The following is a 19,640-nucleotide window of genomic DNA, read 5'->3' as shown; positions in this document are numbered from 1 at the left end:
CCCGCCAAACGATGCCCAACCAGAACCTATTAGGCGACACGCTGTGAGCGGGTAAGCGGAATGATCTCGGCCTCCGCGGCGCCGAAACGCGGTTCACGTCCCTCAAGCGGGTGGCCCGGATCGGTGAAGCCCGGTGTTGACGGATGGCCCGGCGCAACCAGGCGATCGACCAAAGCCTCGTCTTCAGCGTCGAGCTTGACTCCGAGTGCGCGGATATAGCCATCCCAATGCTCTTCGGTGCGCGGGCCCGCAATGGTCGAGGTGATCAGCCGGTTGTTGAGCACCCAGGCAAGCGCGAAATCGGCTGCCGCGATGCCCTTGGCCTCGGCATGCGCGGCGATCTGCTTGGCGATCGCGATCGATTCATCGCGAAACTCGACGTCATGCATGCGCTTGTCGCCACGCCCGGCGCGCGTATCGGCAGCCGGCGCTTCGCCGGGATTGTACTTGCCCGTCAGAACGCCGCGGGCGAGCGGGCTGTAGGAGACGGCACCCAGACCATAGGCGGCAGCGGCCGGTAATTGCTCTGCCTCGGCGGTGCGGTTGACGATGTTATAGAGCGGCTGGCTTGCAATCGGCCGGTCAATCCCCAACTGGTCGGCGAGATGGGCGACTTCCGCAATGCGCCATCCGCGGAAGTTCGAAACCCCGAAATAGCGCAGCTTTCCGGCCTTGATCAGGTCGGCGATCGCCCTCACCGGCTCTTCGAGCGGCGCGTCGAAGACGGCGCGGTGGAAATAAAGGATATCGATATAGTCCGTGCCGAGGTTGCGCAGCGAGTTCTCGACCGTCTGGTACACCCACTTGCGCGAATAGCCGCCAAGGTTCGGCCCCTTCTGGCGCGAATTGACGAACTTCGTCGCCACCACCCAGTGGTCGCGATGCGCCTTGATGCCACGCCCAACCACTTCCTCCGACTTGCCGTCGTGGTAGACATCAGCCGTGTCGATGAAGTTGATGCCTTGTTCGCGCGCCTTGTCGATGATGCGGAAGGCGACGTCGTCCGGCGTCTGGTTGCCGAACATCATCGACCCGAGCGTCAGCGGCGAGACTTTGAGGGCGCTGCGCCCAAGATAGCGATACTCAACCATTCAAGTTCTCCATTCAGTTGATGTGGTCCGCGACATGACAGGCCACCTGATGGCCCGGTTTGATGGTGCGGAATTCGGGTTCGGTGACGCGGCAAAGCTCGGTCGCCAGTGGGCAGCGAGTGTGGAACCGGCAGCCCGACGGAATGTTGCTTGGGCTTGGCAGATCGCCGCCAAGGGGTGCCGCTCGCCTAGGCCGCGACGGATCGGGCACAGCTGCCATCAGGGCTCGCGTGTAAGGATGGCGCGGGTCCGACCAGAGCGTCTCGTTATCGGCACTTTCCACGATCCGGCCGAGATACATGACCAGAACCCGGTCGCAGAAATAGCGCACCACCGACAGGTCATGGCTTATGAACAGATAGGAGAGACCGAACTCCTTCTTCATTTCGACCAGGAGATTGAGGATCTGCGCCTGGATCGACAGGTCGAGCGCCGAAACGGGCTCGTCGCAGACGATCAGATCCGGATTGAGCAGAAGCGCGCGGGCAATGCCGATCCTCTGCCGCTGCCCGCCTGAGAATTCGTGCGGATAGCGATTGATGGCATCGGCAGGCAGTCCCACCTTGGCGATGATGCCGGCGACGGTACGACGGCGCTCCGCTCGGTTGCCGACCTTGTGCACAATCAGCGGCGCTTCGAGGATTTCTCCGATCGTGTGTCGCGGATTGAGCGAGGCGAACGGATCCTGGAAGATCATCTGGATCGACTTGCGGACGCTTCTAAGCCGCTTCTGATCGAGATCCGTGATGTCCTCGCCCTTGAACTCAATCCGCCCCTTTGTCGGGTCGACCAAGCGCAACAGCGTCTTGCCAAGTGTCGACTTCCCGCAACCGCTTTCGCCGACAAGCCCAACGGTCTCGCCAGGCTCGACCACGAGATCGACACCATCGACCGAGCGCAGCAGCCCGTCGCGGGTCTTATAATGGGTCTTGAGATCAAAGGCTGAGAGAAGCGGCATCGGGAACGGCCTTGATGGACGAGGTGAACGGGCAGGCGACGAGGCGGTCCGGCGTCCGCGCAATCAACGGAGGCACCTGATCACCGCAACTTGCGCGCGCCTGGCGACAGCGCGGTCTGAAGGGACACCCGGCCTCGCCCGCCGCTGAGACGATCGATCCTGGGATCTCGGTCAAGCGACCGCTCAGATAGTGTAAATCGTTCTTCAGGCGCGGCGAAGCCGAGAGCAGGCCGCGCGTATAAGGATGCAGGGGATCGTTAAAGAGATCGCCGGGCAAGGCCTGTTCAACTTTGCGGCCGGCGTACATGACGACGACCTTGTCGGCCCATTGCGCGACGACACCGAGATCGTGGGTGATCAGCACCACCGCCATCTGCAGTTCGCGCCTGAGCTTGTCGAGCAAGTCGAGCACTTGCGCCTGGATTGTCACGTCGAGCGCCGTGGTCGGCTCATCGGCAATCAGCAGTTTCGGCCGGCAGGCAACCGCCATGGCGATCATCACCCGCTGGCGCATGCCGCCCGAAAGCTGGTGCGGATAGTCGTCGACCCGCTTTTCTGCAGCCGGAATACGCACGAGCTTCAACAATTCGATCGCGCGTTCGCGCGCCGCCCTGCCCGACAGCTTCTCGTGCACCTTCAGCACTTCGCCGATCTGCCGCCCGATCGACATGACCGGATTGAGGCTCGTCATCGGCTCCTGAAAGATCATGGCGATGTCGCGTCCGCGCAGCTGCCGCATCTCGCGCGCGTCAAGAGTGAGCAAATCGCGGTCGTCGAAGATGACGCGGCCGCTCCTCACCTGTGCTGCACGCGGTAGCAGTTGCATCAGGGCGAGCGCCGTCAGCGATTTGCCGGACCCGGATTCTCCGACGATCGCCAGCGTCTCGCCCGCACCAACCTCAAAGGAAAGGTTTCGGACCGGTTCGGCGCGCGGAAAGCCGACGGTGAGGTTTGCGACCTGAAGCAGCGGCGCCATCGTCAACGGTCCTGCGTGAAGCGAGGATTGAGGGCGTCGTTCAGCCCGTCGCCGATGAGATTGAGCGCAAGCACCGTAAAGACGATCGCCAGGCCCGGGAGCGCTGTCAGGTACCAAGCTGTTCTGACCAGTTCACGGCCGGTACCGATCATCGAACCCCAGCTCACCACATTTGGATCGCCGAGCCCCATGAAGGAGAGCGCCGATTCCATCAGGATCGCGGTTGCGACCATGACCGATGAGGTGACGATGATCGGCGGCAACGCGTTCGGCAGGATCTCGCGAAAAATGATCCGTCCATGGCCAAAGCCGAGGCTGCGGGCGGCCATGACGAAATCTTTCTCCCGGATCGCTCTGAATTCGGCCCTGGTCAGCCGCGCGACCGTCGGCCAGGAGATGACGGCGATCGCAAGTGTCACCGTCATTGCCGATGGCTGGACGATCGCGACCAGAACGACGAGCAGCACGAAGCTCGGCAGGGTCTGGAAGATCTCGATGAGCCTGACCAGGAGATCATCGACCCAGCCGCCGAAGTAGCCGGCAATCGCACCGACGAAGACGCCGAAGGTAAGACCGAGTGCCGTCGCCATCAGTCCGACGAACAGAGAGATGCGTGCCCCGTGCAGAATACCGGCGAGCACGTCGCGGCCGAGCGAATCCGTACCGAGGGGGAAAGCGGGATCCTGCCCCGGCCAGAGGAACGGTTTCCCAACCATCGACAGGGGATCGTCGGGGTAAAACACGGGCGCCAGCAGGGCGATAGCGATCACGAGCGTAAGGAATGCCGTCCCGAACAGCGCATTGGGATTGGCGAGAAAGACTTTCAGGGCCCTTCGCCCATTGGTAATGGCGACCGCAGCACTCTGCTGGGAGCGCGCGTCGGGCGCCTTTACGTTGGACCAGGCCGGGCGTTCCGGCGCAGTTGCCTGCTCGGTCGTGGCGGGGGCAGCATAGGCGCCGCCCGTGACGGCTGGGAATGCTCCGAAATCGGTGGTGGACATCAGCGCGCTCCAATTCGGGGATCGAGCCAGGCGTGGACGAGGTCCACTGTGGCATTGGCAGCAATGACGAGAAGAGAGGACAGAAGCAGGATGCCGAGGAGCACGGTGAAATCCCGCCCCATGACCGCCTCGAAGGCAAGTCTTCCGAGGCCCGGCCAGCTGTAGACGGTTTCCACCACAACGGCGCCGCCGAGCATGCCGCCAATATGCATTCCGGCCATGGTCGTGATCGGGATCAGCGCGTTGCGCAGGATGTGCCGCACGGTCACGCCAAACGGCGTCAAACCCTTGGCATAGGCGGTGCGGACGAAATCCTGGTTCTTGACCTCGAGCATGGCGGCGCGTGTCAGCCGCGCATAGATCGCTACGTAGAACAGCGCAAGCGACGTTGCCGGCAGCACCATGTAGCGCGCCTTGTCGAAGAGCGCCGGGAATCCTTTCAGCTGCGAGCCGATCGTCGCCGCACCGCCGCTTGGCAGCCAGCCGAACTTGACAGAGAAAAGCACGATCAGCATCAGGCCGATCCAGAAGCTCGGGATCGAGTAGAAGAGCAGCGAGAACACCGACAGCAGCCGGTCGGGAAGCCGACCGGCAAAGGTTGCCATCAGCGATCCCAGGACCACTCCGAGCAGGATCGCAATGACGAGCGCCACCGCCATCAGCGTCAGCGTTCCGGGCAAGCGCTGGGCAATGAGATCAGCGACCGGCATGCCATAGCGCGGCGAAAACCCTAGGCTGAACTGCGCGAGGTTGCCGAGATAGACCGTCAACTGTTCGAGTACGGGACTATCAAGGCCGAAGCGGGCTCTGAGTGCTGCAACACTTTCTTCCGTCGCCGACCCCGCCTCGCCGGCCAAAACATCAGCCGCATCGCCGGGGGCGAGTTGCAAAAGAAAGAAATTAAGGATCACAATTCCGAGGATGGTCGGAACCGCCTGCAAGAACGTTCGCCTGAGCGTTCGCCCAATTCTGATCAGCGCCGGCATCGATGTCGCCTCTCCGTTTGGCTGTCCGCCAACAGCGAACCTTCACCTCGGCTCGATCTCTCGCCGCCGATGATTTTAATTGTTGACTAATTACATAGTCTTTGTCAAATCTGTTTTAGCAATTTCGCCCCGCGAAATCGAGATAGCGGGAATCGCATTTCACAATTCGCTACCGTTTACGCACATTGCGCAAATTTCACCTTCGAAAGCCGCAAAATGCGCAACGACAGACTACGCCGCCGTACTCGAGCGAAAACGCTTTCCGGCACAGCTCAGCACAGACAGTGGAGAACCCCGTGACCCGCAAAAATGCCATCTCTCAAATCTGGTACACGCGCTGCCCTGTCCCGACACCCGTGGGGCTTGCCACCCAGCTCGGCCTGCTCGACAAGGCATTTGCAGCCGAGGGCATCACGCTGAACTCCATCATCGACAGCAAGGACCGCGCTGTCCGGTCCAGCCACTTCGATCACCACCTCGACTATTCGTTTCGCCATGGCGGCAATGTTCCGCCGATCCACGCCCGCTCGGAAGGCAATCCGACGCGGCTCGTCGGCATCACCTGGACCGATGAGTTTCAGGCAATCATCACGCTGCCGGGCACCGGGATCAAAACGACACGCGACCTCGTCGGCCGGCGCTTCGGCATTGCGCGCCGACCACCTGGTATCGTCGACTTCATGGCCGCCACGGCGCTGAAGGGCCTCGTTTCCGCTCTGTCGCTCGAAGGCCTCACGCCCTCCGATGTCGAGATCGTCGATATCCCGCTATCCGAGAGCGTGCTCGACAGCAGGGAGGGGCCGCAGCTCTACGGCCTCAGAAACCGTCAGGCCTACGGGCCGGAAGTGGCCGCGCTGCTGCGCGGCGACGTGGACGCGATTTATGTCAAAGGCACGCCTGGCATTGCCATCGCCAATCTCTTTGCGGCCCACACCGTCGCGGAATTCGGCTTTGACCCCGATCCAAAGATCCGCATCAATTCCGGCTCCCCCCGGGTGCTCACCGTCGATGAGCGTTTGGCGGAAGATCGTCCCGATCTCGTCGCCAAGCTGATCACGACTTTGAAGCACGCCGGCGCCTGGGCCGAGGAGCACCCGGACGAGGTGCGCCGCTTCGTAGCCCGAGAGGTGGGCGCGTCGGAAGAGGTCGTGGCAGCGGCCAACGGCCCCGATCTGCACAAACATCTCGGCATTGGCCTCGAACCGGAGCTTGTCGCGGCGATCGGCCACTACAAGGACTTCCTGCATGAATGGGGATTCCTCGCAAGCAACTTCGACATCAACACATGGGTCGACCAACGCCCCTGGGCGGAACTCGACGCCCGCGCTGTCGCCTGAACGAGAGTGACCGATGACCGATCCTACACGTTTCGAAGCGACGATTGCCGAGGCCGAGGAGCTCGGCAAACGCTTCGCCCTGACCGCCCGCCACTACGATGAAACCGGCGAATTCCCCTTTGCAAATTTCGACGCGCTGCACGAGGCGGGGCTGCTGGGCCTGGTCACGGCGACCGAGCATGGCGGCCTTGGTGGCGGACTGACGGAAGCGCTGGCAGTGGTCTCGGCGATTGCTCGCGGAGAACCATCGACTGCTCTCGTCCTCTCGATGCACTACAATCAGCACTATTCGGTGCGAACTTCAGGCAAATGGCCGCCGCACTTGATCGACCGTGTCACCAGAGCCAATCGCGAGGGTGTTGCGCTGATCAATGCCGCGCAGGTGGAACCGCGCGTCGGTTCCCCGTCCCATGGATCGTTACCGGAAACCGTTGCGCGACGCGTTGGCGATCAGTGGCGCATCACCGGCCACAAGACCTATGCCACCGGCATTCCGCTGCTGCGCTGGGTGTCGGTCCTTGCCGTGACCGACGAACCCGAGCCCCGACTGGGTTCGTTCCTCGTGCCGACATCGGCCGACGGCATTCGCATCGAAAAGACGTGGAATGCAACGGGCATGCGGGCAACCAACAGCGACGACCTGATCCTCGACGATGTTGCGATCCCGCTGGAGGATGTCCTCGACATCGCGCCGGCGAGCGAGGGCCTGAAGCGCGACGAGCGCATGGGCGCTTGGTACTTCAGTCTCGTGCCGGCGATTTACGACGGTGCAGCCCGCGGCGCGCGCGACTGGCTGATCGACTTTACCACCTCGCGGGCACCGGCAAGCCTTGGTGCGCCGCTCTCCACCGTCCCCCGCATCCAGGATGGCCTGGGCGAGATCGAGGTCTTGCTGACGGTCAACAGCCGGCTCCTACGCTCGATCGCTGAGGATTTCGACAGCGGACGTCCCTTCGGCGCCGATGCCGCCGCGGTCAAACACACGGTGATCGCCAATGCGATCACCGTGACGACCCTTGCCCTTGAACTCGGCGGCAATCCCGGCATAAGCCGCGACAATCCGCTGGAACGCCACCACCGCGACGCGCTCTCCGGCAAGGCGCACGCGCCACAGAACAACCTTATCCGGACGATGCTCGCCAATGCCGCTTTCAGCCGGCATGCCGCGACACCTGCGGTCGCGCTTGAGCCGGTGCCCGTTCGATCCCGCCAGCAACCCCGTCTCGCCGTCGTCGGCCGCAGCTAGGAGTTTCGCGATGTCTTCCCTCTCTTCCGTCTGGTACACGCGCTGTCCCGCCCCGACCCCGCTGTCGATCGCCCATCAGCTCGGCTGGGTCGACAATCAATTTCAGAACAGCGGCGTTACCGTCCGCTCGATCCGCGACAGCAAGAATCCGTCGGTCCGGCAGAGCCACTTCACTCATGCGCTGGACTTTTCGTTCAGGCAGGGGGGCAACATTCCACCAATCTGGGCAAGATCCAGCGGGCGTGAGACACGCGTCGTCGGCATCACCACGACGGATGAATTCCAGGCAATTATCGCGCTGCCAGGTTCCGGCATCGCGGTGGCAAGAGACCTGAAAGGCCGCCGCGTCGGCGTGCCGCGCAAACCTAATTCCGACGTCGTCGACTTCCAGCGGGCCACCGCGTTGAAAGGCATCGTCTCGGCGCTTTCGCTCGAGGGGCTAGATCACCGCGATGTCGACCTCGTCTATCTCGACACTGATGAGGGCAATCTGATCGAACGCGGCAATGCCGCCTTCCTGGGCCTGAAGCGCCGGTACCCCTACGGCGACGAACTGCTGGCTCTGGCCTCGGGCAAGATCGACGCCTTCTTCGTCAAGGGAGCGGAGGGCGTCGTGCTCGCCAACCAGATCGGCGCCGTGGTTGTATCGGAATTCGGCTTCCATCCGAATGCAAAGATCCGCATCAACAACGGTACGCCGAGACCGCTGACGGTCGACGCCCGCTTCCTTGACGAGCATTTCGATCTCGTCGTCGATCTCGTCGCGACGGTTGCCAGCGTCGGCGATTGGGCGGCGTCGAACCCGGATACGGCTGTTCGGTTCATCGCCAACGAGATCGGCGTCGGCGAGGATGCGATCTGGGCGGCAAACGGCACCGATGTTAACCGCCACCTGAGGCTGACCTTGGACGACGACCAGATTGCCGCCTTCGACCACTTCAAGCACTTCCTCCTCGATTGGGGATTCATTCCCGGAGATTTCGACGTCTTTGCCTGGATCGACAACCGGCCGCTGGCGGCGGCGTTACGGCGGCCGGCAGCATGAGCGCTCGACCGATCCTCGTTACCGGCGCCACCGGCAAACTCGGACGGCTCATCGTCGAACGGCTGGTCTCCCTCGGGCAACCGGTTCGCGTCCTCACTCGACGCCCTGAAGCGGCACGTGTCCTCTTCAAAGAAACCGTACAGATCGCCGCCGGTGACTTCGGCGACCGCGCGGCCATCGACGAAGCCGTTCACGGGATTGGACGGCTTCTGCTGCTCTCCCCGATCAGTGCCAGGCTTGTTACCGATCAGATCGCCGTCGCGGAGGCGGCGGTCGCCGCGAACGTTGCCCGCATCGTCAAGATTTCAGGCTCCGATTGGACGATCGAACCACCAGGAATTTCGATCTCCGGCGCAGCGCACGCTGCCGTCGAGCGCCACCTTGGCGGGCTGCCGGCAGAGACTGTTTCGCTCCGTCCCAACGCCTGGATGCAGGTGTCACTCGCCAACACCATCAGGCAGGCAATCGCGAACGGTCAGGTCATCGCAGCCAACCTCGACGCCGGCATAGGCTATATCGACGCGCGCGACATTGCCGATGTCGCCGTGCATCAACTGCTTGCCGACCGCGTCCGCGGCCGCACGCTCAACCTCACTGGTCCGGACGTCGTCTCGTTCCGGCAGATCGCCACTCTGTTGGCGGCCGCGTTAAAAAGGCCGGTTGCAGCACTCGAAAAGCCGCCCCAGACAGTTCCCGGAGATGGCGATTTCGAGCACCGCGCCGTCGCGCAGTTCGTAAGGTTGATCGCGGCCGGCCGCGCCGCAACGACAACCGATGTCGTTGCGGCTCTGCTTGGCCGTCCGCCGCGTGCCGTCGCCGCCTTCATTTCAGAACAGCTCGCCTCGGCGGCTGCAGTCCCCGAGTATCAGCCATGACCATGCCCTTCGTCGACGTCGCCATCATCGGTGGAGGGCCGGGCGGCCTCGCCCTGGCGCAGGGCCTAAAGAAGAACGGCATTGACGCCGCCGTCTTCGAGCGCGACCCGGTCCGGTCGGACTATGTGCAGGGTTTCCGCATGCGTATCCGCCAGCGCGGGATCGATGCGCTTCGGGCCAATCTGCCGCCGCATCTCTATCAGGCGTTCCTCGACACACTTGGGCTTGCTCCAACCGAGAACCTGATCCTCGATGAGGAGTTCAACCGTCTCGACGATGCCGGGCAGGCACCCCGCGAACCCGAGGATACCCATATCGAGAAGTCGGTCAGCCGCATCACGCTGCGGCAGATCCTTTTGTCCGGGCTTGATGGCATATTTCATACTGGCAAACGGTTCGAGCGCTACGAGGCGCTGCCGGACAACACGGTTGTCGCGCATTTCTCCGACGGCTCGGCCTTGCGCGCCAATCTGCTGGTAGGCGCTGACGGGGCGGGGTCGACGGTCCGACGCCAGCTGCTGCCAGACCTCAAGAGCATCGACACGGGCGTACGCCGCTTGGCCGGCAAGATCACGCTCGACGCGGCGGCGCGCCATGACGTCTCGCCACTTCTCACCGAGTTCAACACCCATATCCGCCCACGCGACGGCCGCGGCCTGATGATCACCAGCCACCGCGTCGATCCATCCGCATATGCCCGATACGACTTTCTCAGTGCAGATGACCCGGGCCACCGCAACATCCCCGGCTTCCACTTTAACAACTCGACCAGCTACACTTGGTGGAACACGGCCTATGACACGGACGAGCTCGGGCCGGACGACATGCTGGAATCGCTCAGTGGTGCGGCCCTGCTCGAAACGCTCCTTCAGCACATCGGCCACTGGGACGAGCGCATTCTGAAGCTCATTCGCCACAGCGATCCGTCGACTGTCGCCTTTCTCAAGGTCAAGAGCTCCACACCCGGGGCAGTCTGGCAAAGCGGTCCGGTTACGCTGCTCGGCGACGCCATCCACGCGATGACTTATTTCCGCGCGCTTGGCGGCAACACCGCCCTCTACGATTCTGGATTGCTCGCTCGCGAAATCGTCGCCGCAAGGCACCATGGCAAGCCGCTGCTTGCGGCCGTGAACGACTACGAAAACGCCATGCGCGAACACGGCTACGAAGCCGTGCGGTCCTCGCTTTCCGCCATGCAGCGCAATGTCGGCGCCAATCGACCGCTCAAAGCGATACCTGCCCTCTAGTCCTCAGGAAAATCGATCATGTCCATCGTCGTATTCGGTGCTTCCGGCAACATCGGCAGCAACATCCGCAAGGAAGCTCTTTCGCGAAATCACCGCGTCACAGCCGTGACGCACTCTTCAAACCTGGAGCCTGCCGAACGTCTCACCGCGCTAAAGGCGGATATCGCCAATCCGGACGACGTGGCAAAGATCGCCGCCGGCCATGATGCGGTCATCAGCGCCTATAGTCCCGGTCTTCGTCATCATTCGGCGGAGAATGCCGCAGTTCTCATCGAGAAAGCACATGCCTCCCTTTTCGAAGGCGTCAAGCGCGCGGGCGTCCGCCGCATCATCATCGTCGGCGGGGTCGGCAGCCTCGAGGCGAGCCCCGGCGTGGACGTCGTCGACAGCGACTTTTATCCCGCCGATCATAAGGCTCACACGCTGCGCAATCGCGAAATCCTGCGCAGCTTGCAACGCGGCGAGCACGACCTTGATTGGACCTATGTCTCCCCGCCTCTCTCCATCAAATCCGGCGAGCGGACCGGCCGCTTCAGGCTCGGCGAAGATGCGTTGTTGCGCGACGAAGCGGGCGAAAGCCGGATTTCCGAAGCGGATTTCGCCATCGCTATTCTCGATGAACTCGACAAGGGACAGTTCGTCCGCCGTCGTTTCACCGCGGCCTACTGAAGGACCTTCATTCGCATGCCCCGCACGCTCAACCTGAATGTCGGCATCAATACCACCGGCTATCTGCCGGCCGCCTGGAAGTATCGCAGCGGCAACCGCCACGACATCTATGATCCGCAATACTACAGACATCTGACAGAACTCGCCCACAAAGGTCTGTTCGACGCCGTGTTCTTTTCCGATCATCCGGCATTGATGATCGACCCGAACAGCCGGCCATTCCATACCATCGACCCGCTGATCCTCTGTACGGCGCTTGCGGCACAGGTGCCTGACATCGGCTTTGTGGCCACGATGTCGTCGACCTACAATTCGCCCTATAATCTCGCCCGCCGCACCCAGTCGACGGACATCGTTTCCGGCGGCCGGCTGATCATCAACATCGTCTCTTCCTTCAACCCGAACGTGGCGGCCAATTTCGGCTCAGCGCCGCTGCCGCCGCGCAACGAGCGCTACGCGAAGGCCTCCGAATTTCTCGATGTTGCCAAGAAGCTCTGGGCAAGCTGGGATCCGGCCCGGGAAGGTCCCGTGCCCGACGAACGTTTCTGGGATGCAGAGAGCGCGCATGCGATCGACCACCAAGGCGATCATTTCACGGTCAAAGGACCGCTGAATGTTCCCCGCGGCCCGCAGGGTCATCCGGTCATCGCGCAGGCAGGCGCTTCCGAGGGCGGTATCGAGCTTGCCGCCCGCCACGGCGAGATCATCTATTGCAACATCCTCTCCCGCCCCGCCGGCCAGGCCTTCGGCAAGAGGGTCCGGGATCGCGCCGCAGCCCTTGGCCGCGACCCCAAGGGCATCCGGATCGTGCCCGGGGTGGTGGTGATCCTCGGCGCGACGAAAGAAGAAGCGTTGCGCAAGCACGAGCTCTTCAGCGGCGCCGGCTCGGAAGACGGTCTGATCGCGCGGTTCGTCAAGGAGAACAGCATCGATCCGGATGGTTTCGATCCGGATGCAGTGCTCGACGCCGAACGCTTCATCCCGGATCCCAACCGTCTGCAGGCAGTCGGCATGGGTTTGGGGCTTTCCGATCTTCTGACGCATGAAAAGCTCACGGCAAGGCAGGTGGTACGCCGCTCCGAGGGTCATCATCGGCTCCTGCTCGGGACCGCGGAAGAGGTAGCTGATGCGCTCATCGATTTATGGGAAGACGGTACAGTCGACGGCTACACGCTTCAGCCGCCACGAGCACCGGACGATATTGAGGAATTCGTGAAAAAAGTTGTGCCGATCCTTCAGGACCGCGGCGTTTATCGCAGCCGTTACGAGGAGCGCACCGTCCGCGAACGTTACGGATTGCCGTTTCCAGCAGATTGAAGATAGCTCGTGTCGACCGGCGTCCGAGGGCAAGCGGCTTGTCTTCCGATTGCGAAATCTGGCCCTCACAGCCGTTTCACCGCACATGCAGCGACGCCGGTTTGAAACGCCTGCTTTCCCGCTTCAGATTACCTGTGCTGTTACCGAATGGATCGAGTTGTTGCCGTAGCCCAGCCGGTTCCACGCAGCGTGCTCGGGTTGTGTCCGGCCCGCCGTGTCGGTGGCGCGCGCCCGCACGGTGAGTGGCCCCGTCTCCTCAAGTCGCGTGATCAACTCCCACCATTGCCAGGCAGCCCGTCGTCGTTCGCCAACGAGCCGTGCCTCGCACCACGGTCCGTCGTTCAGGCTTACATCGACCCGGGCTATGCTCCCAGCGCCCGACCATGCGACGCCCCGGATCGCGGTCTCGCCGCGCGGCAGGTTCTCTCCCTCATCAGGTGAAGATACCAGCGCTCGTACATTCATCAGCTTCACCGGCGCGCGTTCGTCATGCCCATTATGCACCCAATGGTACCAGTATTTCTCCGCTTGAAAGTACGCCTGGCAGGGCTTGTCGGTAACGATGATCTCGGTCAGCCACTTGACGGACGCCACCGCATACCAGCCAGGCACGATCAGCCGCAATGGATAGCCATGAGGTGGTGACAGTGGCTCGCCGTTCATCTCGTAGGCAAGAAGCGGATCTGTTTCCCTAATCTGGTTCAAGCTCAAGCCACGTTCGAAACGAACCGGCGCGCCGTGCCCCTCGACGACCCCGTTGTCGGCGCCGCGGAAGGTGAGTTCCTTCGCCCCAGGTCGCAGGCCCGCGCGCTCAAGCACTTCCATCAGGCGAACCCCGGTCCACTCGGCGGTGCTGACGGCGCCCAATCCCCAGGCTTCGCCAGGCACGACCGGATCGAACAGACTGCGGCCGTTGCCGGCACATTCCAGCGTCACCACGCGGCTCTCTGCGTGAAGGTTGTGAAGTTCCCTCATGCACAGGCTCAGTGGCCTTTCCACCATCCCGCTGATCGACAGCCGGTAGCTGTCACCGCCAAGGTTCGGAATACCGAAGTGGTTCCGCAAGTAAAACCGACCGTTCGGCATCACGGCACCGCCCGCAAGGTCCGGCACCGAAGTTTCGCCATTCAACGGATTAACGCTGTGAATGAGAAGGCCAGCCTCGATGGCATCCTGGCATGCGTCGGCGGGATTGAGCGCCTCTGCAGAAACGTTCACCGGGCGCCCATCACAGCCGCCGCTCGAAACCATCGCGGCGCAGGTCATCGCTGCCGTCACCTCGACCTCGCCGGCTTGGCGGAGGGGCGACAGAAAAGCCTGAAGCACGGTCTCATCCGCTGCCTCGGCAATGAAGAACAGTGAATGTGCGTCCTGTGCGACGGCTTCTCCCTTGATCAGCACACCGTGGCGGGCAGCGCTCGGCCGGCTCAAATGGTTCAACAGCATCACGCCCGTGGCCGGATTGCGCGCGGGACAGGTCTCGGGTGAGTGCCGATGGTGCACAATGAACAGAGGCATCCAAAACTCCCTGCTGGGGTCGCGTCCAACTGGCTGATCTTGGTCCTTCGGCCACTTCAGCACCTGCATGATCAGATAGAACCGCGTCGCCTCCCGGCCAGATTAAAAGCCGGAATTTTGGATGGAACATGCCTTGTCAGCCGGCCAGGAATAGGTTTGCGATTGATGTTGCGAGGCTGAAGATCCGCTTTTTTCCCCGCCTTGAGCCAATTGAACCCAAGACCCGACGCATGGGGAGTCTATAGCGACGGGGACACTGCCGCCTCAAAGGGTGTGGTCTCGCGCGTCGCGATTGTAAATCCTTTGGAAGCTGCGATAGCCGCAGAATATCCATCGAGACAGGCCCCCCCCCATCTCTTTACGGTCGCCGATCACTAATCTGGCGGATCGCCTCGATTGCCCCCTGCGGCGCCTATCGGTCAGCCGGGGATCACCCCACCGAGAAAGATGGCAGGCCTGCGCTCGCAAACCGCCTAGACCGCGCGAGCGGCCGAAAAGGCCCGCTCCAGATCCGCCTTGAGATCGTCGACATCTTCCAACCCGATTTGCAGGCGCAGGACCGGCCCGTCAGTCGGCGCGGGCGTCACCTTGCGCTCGTCAAGATTGACATGAAGCGCGAGCGAAGCAAATCCGCCCCAGGAATAACCCAAGCCGAATATCGATAAGGCATCCAAAAAGGCTTGTGCTTTCGCTTTGAACCGATCCTCACGCTCGGCGCGAAGGACAAAGGAAAAGACACCACTCGCGCCCTTGAAATCACGCTTCCAGATGTCGTGGCCCGGAAAACTCGGCAATGCGGGGTGAAGAACGCGGGCGACGTCATCGCGTCCTTCGAGCCATGTCGCGATCTCAAGCGCGCTTTTCTGATGGCGCTCTAAGCGAATTCCAAGTGTTCGCAGGCCACGCAGTACCTGGTAGGCATCATCGGGTGCAGCACAAAGACCGAGCAACCCGTTCACCTCCTTCAACCGCGGCCAATGTTCATGGTTTGCCGACACTGTTCCGAACAGGAGATCGGCGTGACCGGCCGCATACTTGGTGGAAGCCTGGATGGAAACATCAACGCCAAAGTCAAGCGGCCTGAAATAAAGCGGTGTCGCCCAGGTGTTGTCCATCATGACGATTGCTGCACGACGGTGGGAAACCGCGGCGATGGCGGGAATATCCTGCATTTCGAAGGTATTGGAACCAGGCGCCTCGGTGTGCACGAGCCGCGTATTCGGCTTGAAGAGGGTCTCGATTTCCGCCCCAAGCGAGGGGTCGTAATAATCCACTTCGATGCCAAGGCGCGCCAGCATGACGTCGCAGAACTGGCGGACATTGCCATAGACGGAATCGACAATCAGCGCATGGTCGCCGGGAGCGAGATAAGCAAGCAGTGGCACCGTGACGGCCGCAAGCCCTGAGGGCACAAGGATCGTGCCGGCTGCCCCCTCCAATTCATTCATTGCCTCACAGAGCGCATCGGTGGTCGGCGTTCCGCGCGTCCCGTAGGTATATTTCTGTCCGTGCGTTTCCATTGTCCACGCATCCGGGAAGAGCACGGTTGATCCGTGAACGACAGGAGGATTGATGAAACCGCGCGGGCTGTTCGGATCGTAGCCGGCCTTGATCAGCTGTGTCTGCGGACCCGGCGCGACGGTGACGTTTGCTTTGTCATTCATGATCGCATGCTCTTTGAAGGATGGAGGATCGATTGCGAAGCTATGGCCGATCGCCACCCAGATGGCGCTCCAGGAAGGGCAGATTGTCCTGTCCCCAATAGAGTTCACCGTCATAGCGATAGGTCGGGAAGCCGAACACGCCGCTTGCAACAGCATGATTGCGGTCATCAGCCCATTTTGCTTTGACGTCTTCATCCGCTTCGCGCCGAACGAGGGCCGCGCCGTCAAGACCCGCAGCCTGCGCAATCGCCTCGCGCACATCCGGATTGCCGATGTCCTGGCCTCGGCCCAGAAGGCATGCTGCAGCGCGCTGGTAAGACCGATCCAATCCTGGCCGTCGATTAGGGCCGCGATCACGATCAGCGATGCAGGTGTCGGGTCGGCAAGTCCGCTCCGCCCTTCGAGCCGCAACGGCTTGCCGCGCGTCCGCGCCCACCGCGCGAGGTCGCGTGCCCCATAGGCTCGGCGGACATCCGGCCGATTTCGCGAGAAAATCCCGCCGTTCTCCTCGATGACGGTGGCCAGATACGGCCTGATCTCCGCGCCATGGCGGGCGGCGAGCTCGAACAGCGTGTCGAAGCCGATATGAGACCATGGCGAGCCGATGGAGAAGAAGTAATCGATCGTCTTTGTCATTTCCATGTTCCTGTCTGGCAAGCGTTCCGCACCGGATGCACCCCTCGTTTTTTAGGCCGCCTTTTGCCCGGCCGGCGACCAGCCGAGTTCCGGCGCGATGCGGGCCACGAAGTCATGGACGATCTGCCGGTAGTCATCGTCCTCGAATTCGTAGGGGAGCTCGAGCCTGAGTTCGCGGACATGCGGCAGGATCGGGTCGGCAAACAAGCGTTCGAGCATCTCGTCCGAAGTTCCGACGAGGTCACGGGCATAAAGCGTTCGTCGTTCCCCCTGCGGCGTCAGCGTCCGCTCGGTGCGCCCGGCCGCGTAGTCGAGATAGCGCCGGCGCGTTTTCGCATCCGCGCCGTCGAGCGGAACAATCACCCGGCCCAAAGCCACTCTTCTGTCCTCGCCGCCGGCTGCGCGATAGGTCTCGAGCTGGCGCCGTTGCGCGACGAAGAAATCGTCGGTCCCCTCCCCGGTCGTCACATTGCCGATCAGGAGATTGAGGCCGCTGCGGCCAGCCCATCCTGCGGACTTCAGCGAGCCGCCGCCGTACCAGATCCGGTCCGTCAGCCCCTTGGCATGCGGCTGCAGCCGGGGACGTTGCGGGCCGAACGGCGTCTTGATGAACGTGTCTTCGTCCCCGATCGGCTGGCTGCGCAGATTTTCGACAAAGCGCAGGACACGCGCGTGGGTAAAGTCGAAACTTTCCCAGCCATCGTCGAAGACGAGATGGCCGATCAGGTCGGCATGTAGCGGACGTCCGGCGCTGAGGCCGATGTTGAGACGGCCTCGCGAAAGCACATCAACCGTCGAGAGATCCTCCGCGAGTCGATAAGGGCTCTCGTAGCCGATCGGAATGACCGCCGTGCCGAGCTCGATACGGTTTGTCCGCTGGGTCGCCGCGGCGAGAAACGCTGCGGCCGACGATATGCCGGGCTCCAAATGTCTCTGGCGCACCCAGGCACTGGCAAAACCCAGCGCCTCCCCGTACTGCAGGAGCGAAAGCGTGTTTTCGAGCCCGTCCAGCGGATCGTCCGCGGGATAGTTGCCCGGGCTCAGGAAGCCGATATGGGCAATCGATATCTTGTTCTGGGTCACGGGGCGCTCCCTAGAATTTCGGCAGGCCAGGCGGATTGGTCTCGGACTTCGGCAACGCCTCCTCTTGGAGGTGCCAGCGTTGCAGAACCTTGCCATAGGTGCCGTCGGCAATCAGACCGTTGGTGGCGATCGTCAGCGCGTTGGCGAGCCCGCTGCCCTTGCGTGTGGTGATCGCCACATCCGAACGCTCCGGCCAGCCGGCGCTCAAGGTCCCGACACGCTTGATGTTGCGGTCTCGGGCGGCGATGAAGACGAGCTGCGCATGCGGCTGAACGATGACGTCGGCGCGTCCCGAGGCAAGCGCCACGAGGCTTGTCGCCTCGTCGTCGTAATATTGCAGCTCCAACGGCTTTAGACCGGCAGCGACATTCTCGTCGCTCCATTTGAGCAGGATGCGCTCCTGATTGGTGCCGGCCCCGACAATGATCCTCAGGCCCGCCGCATCCTTCGGCTCCTTGATCGAAGTGATGCTGCTGTCGGATTTGACGAAGAAGCCATGCAGCCCCTGGCGGTAGGTGGAAAAGTCGAATTTCTCCTTGCGCTGCTCGGTGACGCCGACATTCGAGATGACCGCGTCGTACTTGCCGGAGGTCAGTCCAAGCGGCCAGTCGATCCAGGCGACGGGCACGAGTTCGAGCTCGAGGCCCAGGCTGTTGGCGATCGTGCCGGCATATTCCGGGTCGGCGCCGACGACGGTTCTAGCATCGGTGGCATAGGTCGCAAGCGGAGGGCCGCCCGGGCTCACGGCAACGGTCAGCTTGCCGGGGGTGACAAACTTGAAGTCGGCGGGAATGGCGGCGATGGCCGCCTCGTTGCGGGCGGCGTGTACCTGCCCCGGCTGTTCGGGGCTGAGATCGAAGCCGGCGTCAGCACGCGCCGGGCCAAAATGCAGAAGAGTTGCAGCGGCGGCGGCCAGAAGGCTGCGAAGGGCGGTTGAGGCGATCATGCGGGTTGTCTCCAGGTGGCATGCAGGGCTGGGACCGGCGGCGATCGCGCCGGTCCGCGGCGGTCAGGTCACGAGCCGCTCTTCGGCAGGCCGGGCGGGTTGGTCTGTGCAGCATCCACCGCCTCCGCGCCGAGGCTCCAGCGCTTCAGAACCTCGCCATATTTGCCGTTCTTGATCAGATCGTTGAGCGCGATGGTGACGGCATCGGCGAGCCCCGCCCCTTTGCGCGTCGTGACCGCGATTTCCGCAGTCAGCGGCCAGCCGCCACTGACGATCCCGACGACTTTCGTGTCGTTCTTGATCGAGGCGGCATAGGCCCTCGTCGCATTGGGATTGAACTCGACATCGGCGCGGCCCGACTGCAAGGCGAGATCGCTGGTCGCGCGGTCGTCGTAGTACTGCACCTCGATTGGCTTCAGGCCGGCCGCCACATTCTGCCGGTCCCATTCGAGGATGATCTTTTCCTGATTGGTGCCGGCTCCGGTGATTACCTTCAGCCCGGCGACGTCCTTGGGCTCCTTGATCGCATTGATCTTGCTGTCGGACTTGACGAAGAAGCCGAGTACGTCCTTGCGGTAGGTGGAGAAATCGAACTTCTCCTTGCGCTCCTCGGTCACGGTGACGTTGCTGATGACAGCGTCGTATTTGCCCGAGCTGACGCCGAGCGGCCAATCAGCCCAGGCGACAGGCACGAGTTCGAGTTCAAGACCGAAACTATCGGCAAGCAGCGAGGCGATATCCGGATCCGCGCCGACGACGGTCTTGGAGTCCGATGCGTAAGTGGCAATCGGCGGATCCCACGGGCTGACGGCAACGGTGAACTTGCCCGGGTTGACAAATTTGAAGTCGGACCCGATCGCCTTAACTGCCGCCTCGTTCTTCTCGGCGCGGATGCGGTTGGAGGTATCGGGGCTGAGGTCGAACTTTTCCTCAGCATTGGCCGTGGCGATGGCGAGCGTCGCAGCGGTGACGGCGCCAGCGAACAACAACTTTGCGGTGTCAAGCATTCTCATATTTCGCTCCTTCAATCTTTGGTTGCCGTTGT

General features: G+C 62.5%; 17 protein-coding genes and 1 pseudogene. 7 read left to right on the top strand and 11 right to left on the bottom strand.

Features of this window, described 5'->3' with window-relative positions; all coding sequences use genetic code 11:
• Nucleotides 1–29: 29 nt before the first annotated feature.
• The 5 genes from AC1Z3V_RS07655 to AC1Z3V_RS07635 are packed head-to-tail and all read right to left on the bottom strand — an operon-like array spanning nt 30 to nt 5,012.
• The gene (locus tag AC1Z3V_RS07655) at nt 30–1,091 is read right to left on the bottom strand and encodes an aldo/keto reductase (RefSeq protein ID WP_483498168.1); all 1,062 of its coding nucleotides are present in this window, start codon (nt 1,089–1,091) and stop codon (nt 30–32) included.
• A gap of 13 nt (nt 1,092–1,104) precedes the next feature.
• Complete coding sequence (locus tag AC1Z3V_RS07650; RefSeq protein ID WP_483498167.1) at nt 1,105–2,049, bottom strand: ABC transporter ATP-binding protein; 945 nt, start codon at nt 2,047–2,049, stop codon at nt 1,105–1,107.
• Nucleotides 2,027–3,025: an ABC transporter ATP-binding protein gene (locus tag AC1Z3V_RS07645; RefSeq protein WP_483498166.1), complete on the bottom strand. Its 999-nt coding sequence runs from the start codon at nt 3,023–3,025 to the stop codon at nt 2,027–2,029. Before AC1Z3V_RS07645 ends, AC1Z3V_RS07650 begins: the two co-directional genes overlap by 23 nt.
• Nucleotides 3,026–3,027: 2 nt before the next feature.
• Entirely contained in the window at nt 3,028–4,026 is a 999-nt protein-coding gene (locus AC1Z3V_RS07640; RefSeq protein WP_483498165.1) for an ABC transporter permease, read from the bottom strand.
• Entirely contained in the window at nt 4,026–5,012 is a 987-nt protein-coding gene (locus tag AC1Z3V_RS07635; protein ID WP_483498164.1) for an ABC transporter permease, read from the bottom strand. Before AC1Z3V_RS07635 ends, AC1Z3V_RS07640 begins: the two co-directional genes overlap by 1 nt.
• Nucleotides 5,013–5,308: 296 nt before the next feature.
• On the opposite strand from AC1Z3V_RS07635, the gene AC1Z3V_RS07630 reads away from it, so the two are divergent.
• Genes AC1Z3V_RS07630 through AC1Z3V_RS07600 form a run of 7 tightly spaced genes read left to right on the top strand, consistent with a single transcriptional unit; the run spans nt 5,309 to nt 12,748 of the window.
• The gene (locus tag AC1Z3V_RS07630) at nt 5,309–6,349 is read left to right on the top strand and encodes an ABC transporter substrate-binding protein (RefSeq protein WP_483498163.1); all 1,041 of its coding nucleotides are present in this window, start codon (nt 5,309–5,311) and stop codon (nt 6,347–6,349) included.
• 13 nt (nt 6,350–6,362) lie between these two features.
• The gene (locus AC1Z3V_RS07625) at nt 6,363–7,595 is read left to right on the top strand and encodes an acyl-CoA dehydrogenase family protein (protein ID WP_483498162.1); all 1,233 of its coding nucleotides are present in this window, start codon (nt 6,363–6,365) and stop codon (nt 7,593–7,595) included.
• A 10-nt stretch (nt 7,596–7,605) separates the two neighbouring features.
• Nucleotides 7,606–8,640: an ABC transporter substrate-binding protein gene (locus tag AC1Z3V_RS07620; RefSeq protein ID WP_483498161.1), complete on the top strand. Its 1,035-nt coding sequence runs from the start codon at nt 7,606–7,608 to the stop codon at nt 8,638–8,640.
• On the top strand, nt 8,637–9,515 hold the full coding sequence (locus AC1Z3V_RS07615) for an NmrA family NAD(P)-binding protein (protein ID WP_483498160.1): 879 nt from the start codon (nt 8,637–8,639) through the stop codon (nt 9,513–9,515). Before AC1Z3V_RS07620 ends, AC1Z3V_RS07615 begins: the two co-directional genes overlap by 4 nt.
• Nucleotides 9,512–10,762: an FAD-dependent oxidoreductase gene (locus tag AC1Z3V_RS07610; RefSeq protein WP_483498159.1), complete on the top strand. Its 1,251-nt coding sequence runs from the start codon at nt 9,512–9,514 to the stop codon at nt 10,760–10,762. Before AC1Z3V_RS07615 ends, AC1Z3V_RS07610 begins: the two co-directional genes overlap by 4 nt.
• Nucleotides 10,763–10,780: 18 nt before the next feature.
• A complete protein-coding gene (locus AC1Z3V_RS07605; RefSeq protein WP_483498158.1) occupies nt 10,781–11,431 on the top strand; it encodes an NAD(P)-dependent oxidoreductase in 651 nt (216 codons plus the stop codon).
• 15 nt (nt 11,432–11,446) lie between these two features.
• On the top strand, nt 11,447–12,748 hold the full coding sequence (locus AC1Z3V_RS07600; RefSeq protein WP_483498157.1) for an NtaA/DmoA family FMN-dependent monooxygenase: 1,302 nt from the start codon (nt 11,447–11,449) through the stop codon (nt 12,746–12,748).
• Between the two features lie 123 nt (nt 12,749–12,871).
• On the opposite strand, the gene AC1Z3V_RS07595 is transcribed toward AC1Z3V_RS07600, so the two are convergent.
• The 6 genes and pseudogenes from AC1Z3V_RS07595 to AC1Z3V_RS07570 all read right to left on the bottom strand — a co-directional run bounded on the left by AC1Z3V_RS07595 (nt 12,872) and on the right by AC1Z3V_RS07570 (nt 19,608).
• Nucleotides 12,872–14,266, bottom strand: a complete 1,395-nt coding sequence (locus AC1Z3V_RS07595) for a molybdopterin-dependent oxidoreductase (RefSeq protein ID WP_483498156.1) — start codon at nt 14,264–14,266, stop codon at nt 12,872–12,874.
• A gap of 473 nt (nt 14,267–14,739) precedes the next feature.
• Complete coding sequence (locus tag AC1Z3V_RS07590; RefSeq protein WP_483499592.1) at nt 14,740–15,930, bottom strand: cystathionine beta-lyase; 1,191 nt, start codon at nt 15,928–15,930, stop codon at nt 14,740–14,742.
• A gap of 40 nt (nt 15,931–15,970) precedes the next feature.
• Nucleotides 15,971–16,566, bottom strand: a pseudogene (locus AC1Z3V_RS07585) (DsbA family protein).
• Nucleotides 16,567–16,617: 51 nt separating this feature from the next.
• On the bottom strand, nt 16,618–17,649 hold the full coding sequence (locus AC1Z3V_RS07580; RefSeq protein ID WP_483498155.1) for an LLM class flavin-dependent oxidoreductase: 1,032 nt from the start codon (nt 17,647–17,649) through the stop codon (nt 16,618–16,620).
• 10 nt (nt 17,650–17,659) lie between these two features.
• A complete protein-coding gene (locus AC1Z3V_RS07575; RefSeq protein ID WP_483498154.1) occupies nt 17,660–18,595 on the bottom strand; it encodes an ABC transporter substrate-binding protein in 936 nt (311 codons plus the stop codon).
• Between the two features lie 68 nt (nt 18,596–18,663).
• A complete protein-coding gene (locus tag AC1Z3V_RS07570; RefSeq protein WP_483498153.1) occupies nt 18,664–19,608 on the bottom strand; it encodes an ABC transporter substrate-binding protein in 945 nt (314 codons plus the stop codon).
• Nucleotides 19,609–19,640 lie beyond the last annotated feature (32 nt).

The organism is Ensifer sp. 38_S197, from assembly GCF_056924495.1.
Note: the sequence above shows the minus strand (reverse complement) of the source record. Positions and strands in the feature narration are given on the sequence as shown.

Coding starts and splice junctions, on each gene's coding strand:
- AC1Z3V_RS07655 (WP_483498168.1), bottom strand. CDS start 1,091: ATGGTTGAGTATCGCTATCTTGGGCGCAGCGCCCTCAAAGTCTCGCCG.
- AC1Z3V_RS07650 (WP_483498167.1), bottom strand. CDS start 2,049: ATGCCGCTTCTCTCAGCCTTTGATCTCAAGACCCATTATAAGACCCGC.
- AC1Z3V_RS07645 (WP_483498166.1), bottom strand. CDS start 3,025: ATGGCGCCGCTGCTTCAGGTCGCAAACCTCACCGTCGGCTTTCCGCGC.
- AC1Z3V_RS07640 (WP_483498165.1), bottom strand. CDS start 4,026: ATGTCCACCACCGATTTCGGAGCATTCCCAGCCGTCACGGGCGGCGCC.
- AC1Z3V_RS07635 (WP_483498164.1), bottom strand. CDS start 5,012: ATGCCGGCGCTGATCAGAATTGGGCGAACGCTCAGGCGAACGTTCTTG.
- AC1Z3V_RS07625 (WP_483498162.1), top strand. CDS start 6,363: ATGACCGATCCTACACGTTTCGAAGCGACGATTGCCGAGGCCGAGGAG.
- AC1Z3V_RS07620 (WP_483498161.1), top strand. CDS start 7,606: ATGTCTTCCCTCTCTTCCGTCTGGTACACGCGCTGTCCCGCCCCGACC.
- AC1Z3V_RS07615 (WP_483498160.1), top strand. CDS start 8,637: ATGAGCGCTCGACCGATCCTCGTTACCGGCGCCACCGGCAAACTCGGA.
- AC1Z3V_RS07610 (WP_483498159.1), top strand. CDS start 9,512: ATGACCATGCCCTTCGTCGACGTCGCCATCATCGGTGGAGGGCCGGGC.
- AC1Z3V_RS07605 (WP_483498158.1), top strand. CDS start 10,781: ATGTCCATCGTCGTATTCGGTGCTTCCGGCAACATCGGCAGCAACATC.
- AC1Z3V_RS07600 (WP_483498157.1), top strand. CDS start 11,447: ATGCCCCGCACGCTCAACCTGAATGTCGGCATCAATACCACCGGCTAT.
- AC1Z3V_RS07595 (WP_483498156.1), bottom strand. CDS start 14,266: ATGCCTCTGTTCATTGTGCACCATCGGCACTCACCCGAGACCTGTCCC.
- AC1Z3V_RS07590 (WP_483499592.1), bottom strand. CDS start 15,930: ATGAATGACAAAGCAAACGTCACCGTCGCGCCGGGTCCGCAGACACAG.
- AC1Z3V_RS07575 (WP_483498154.1), bottom strand. CDS start 18,595: ATGATCGCCTCAACCGCCCTTCGCAGCCTTCTGGCCGCCGCCGCTGCA.
- AC1Z3V_RS07570 (WP_483498153.1), bottom strand. CDS start 19,608: ATGAGAATGCTTGACACCGCAAAGTTGTTGTTCGCTGGCGCCGTCACC.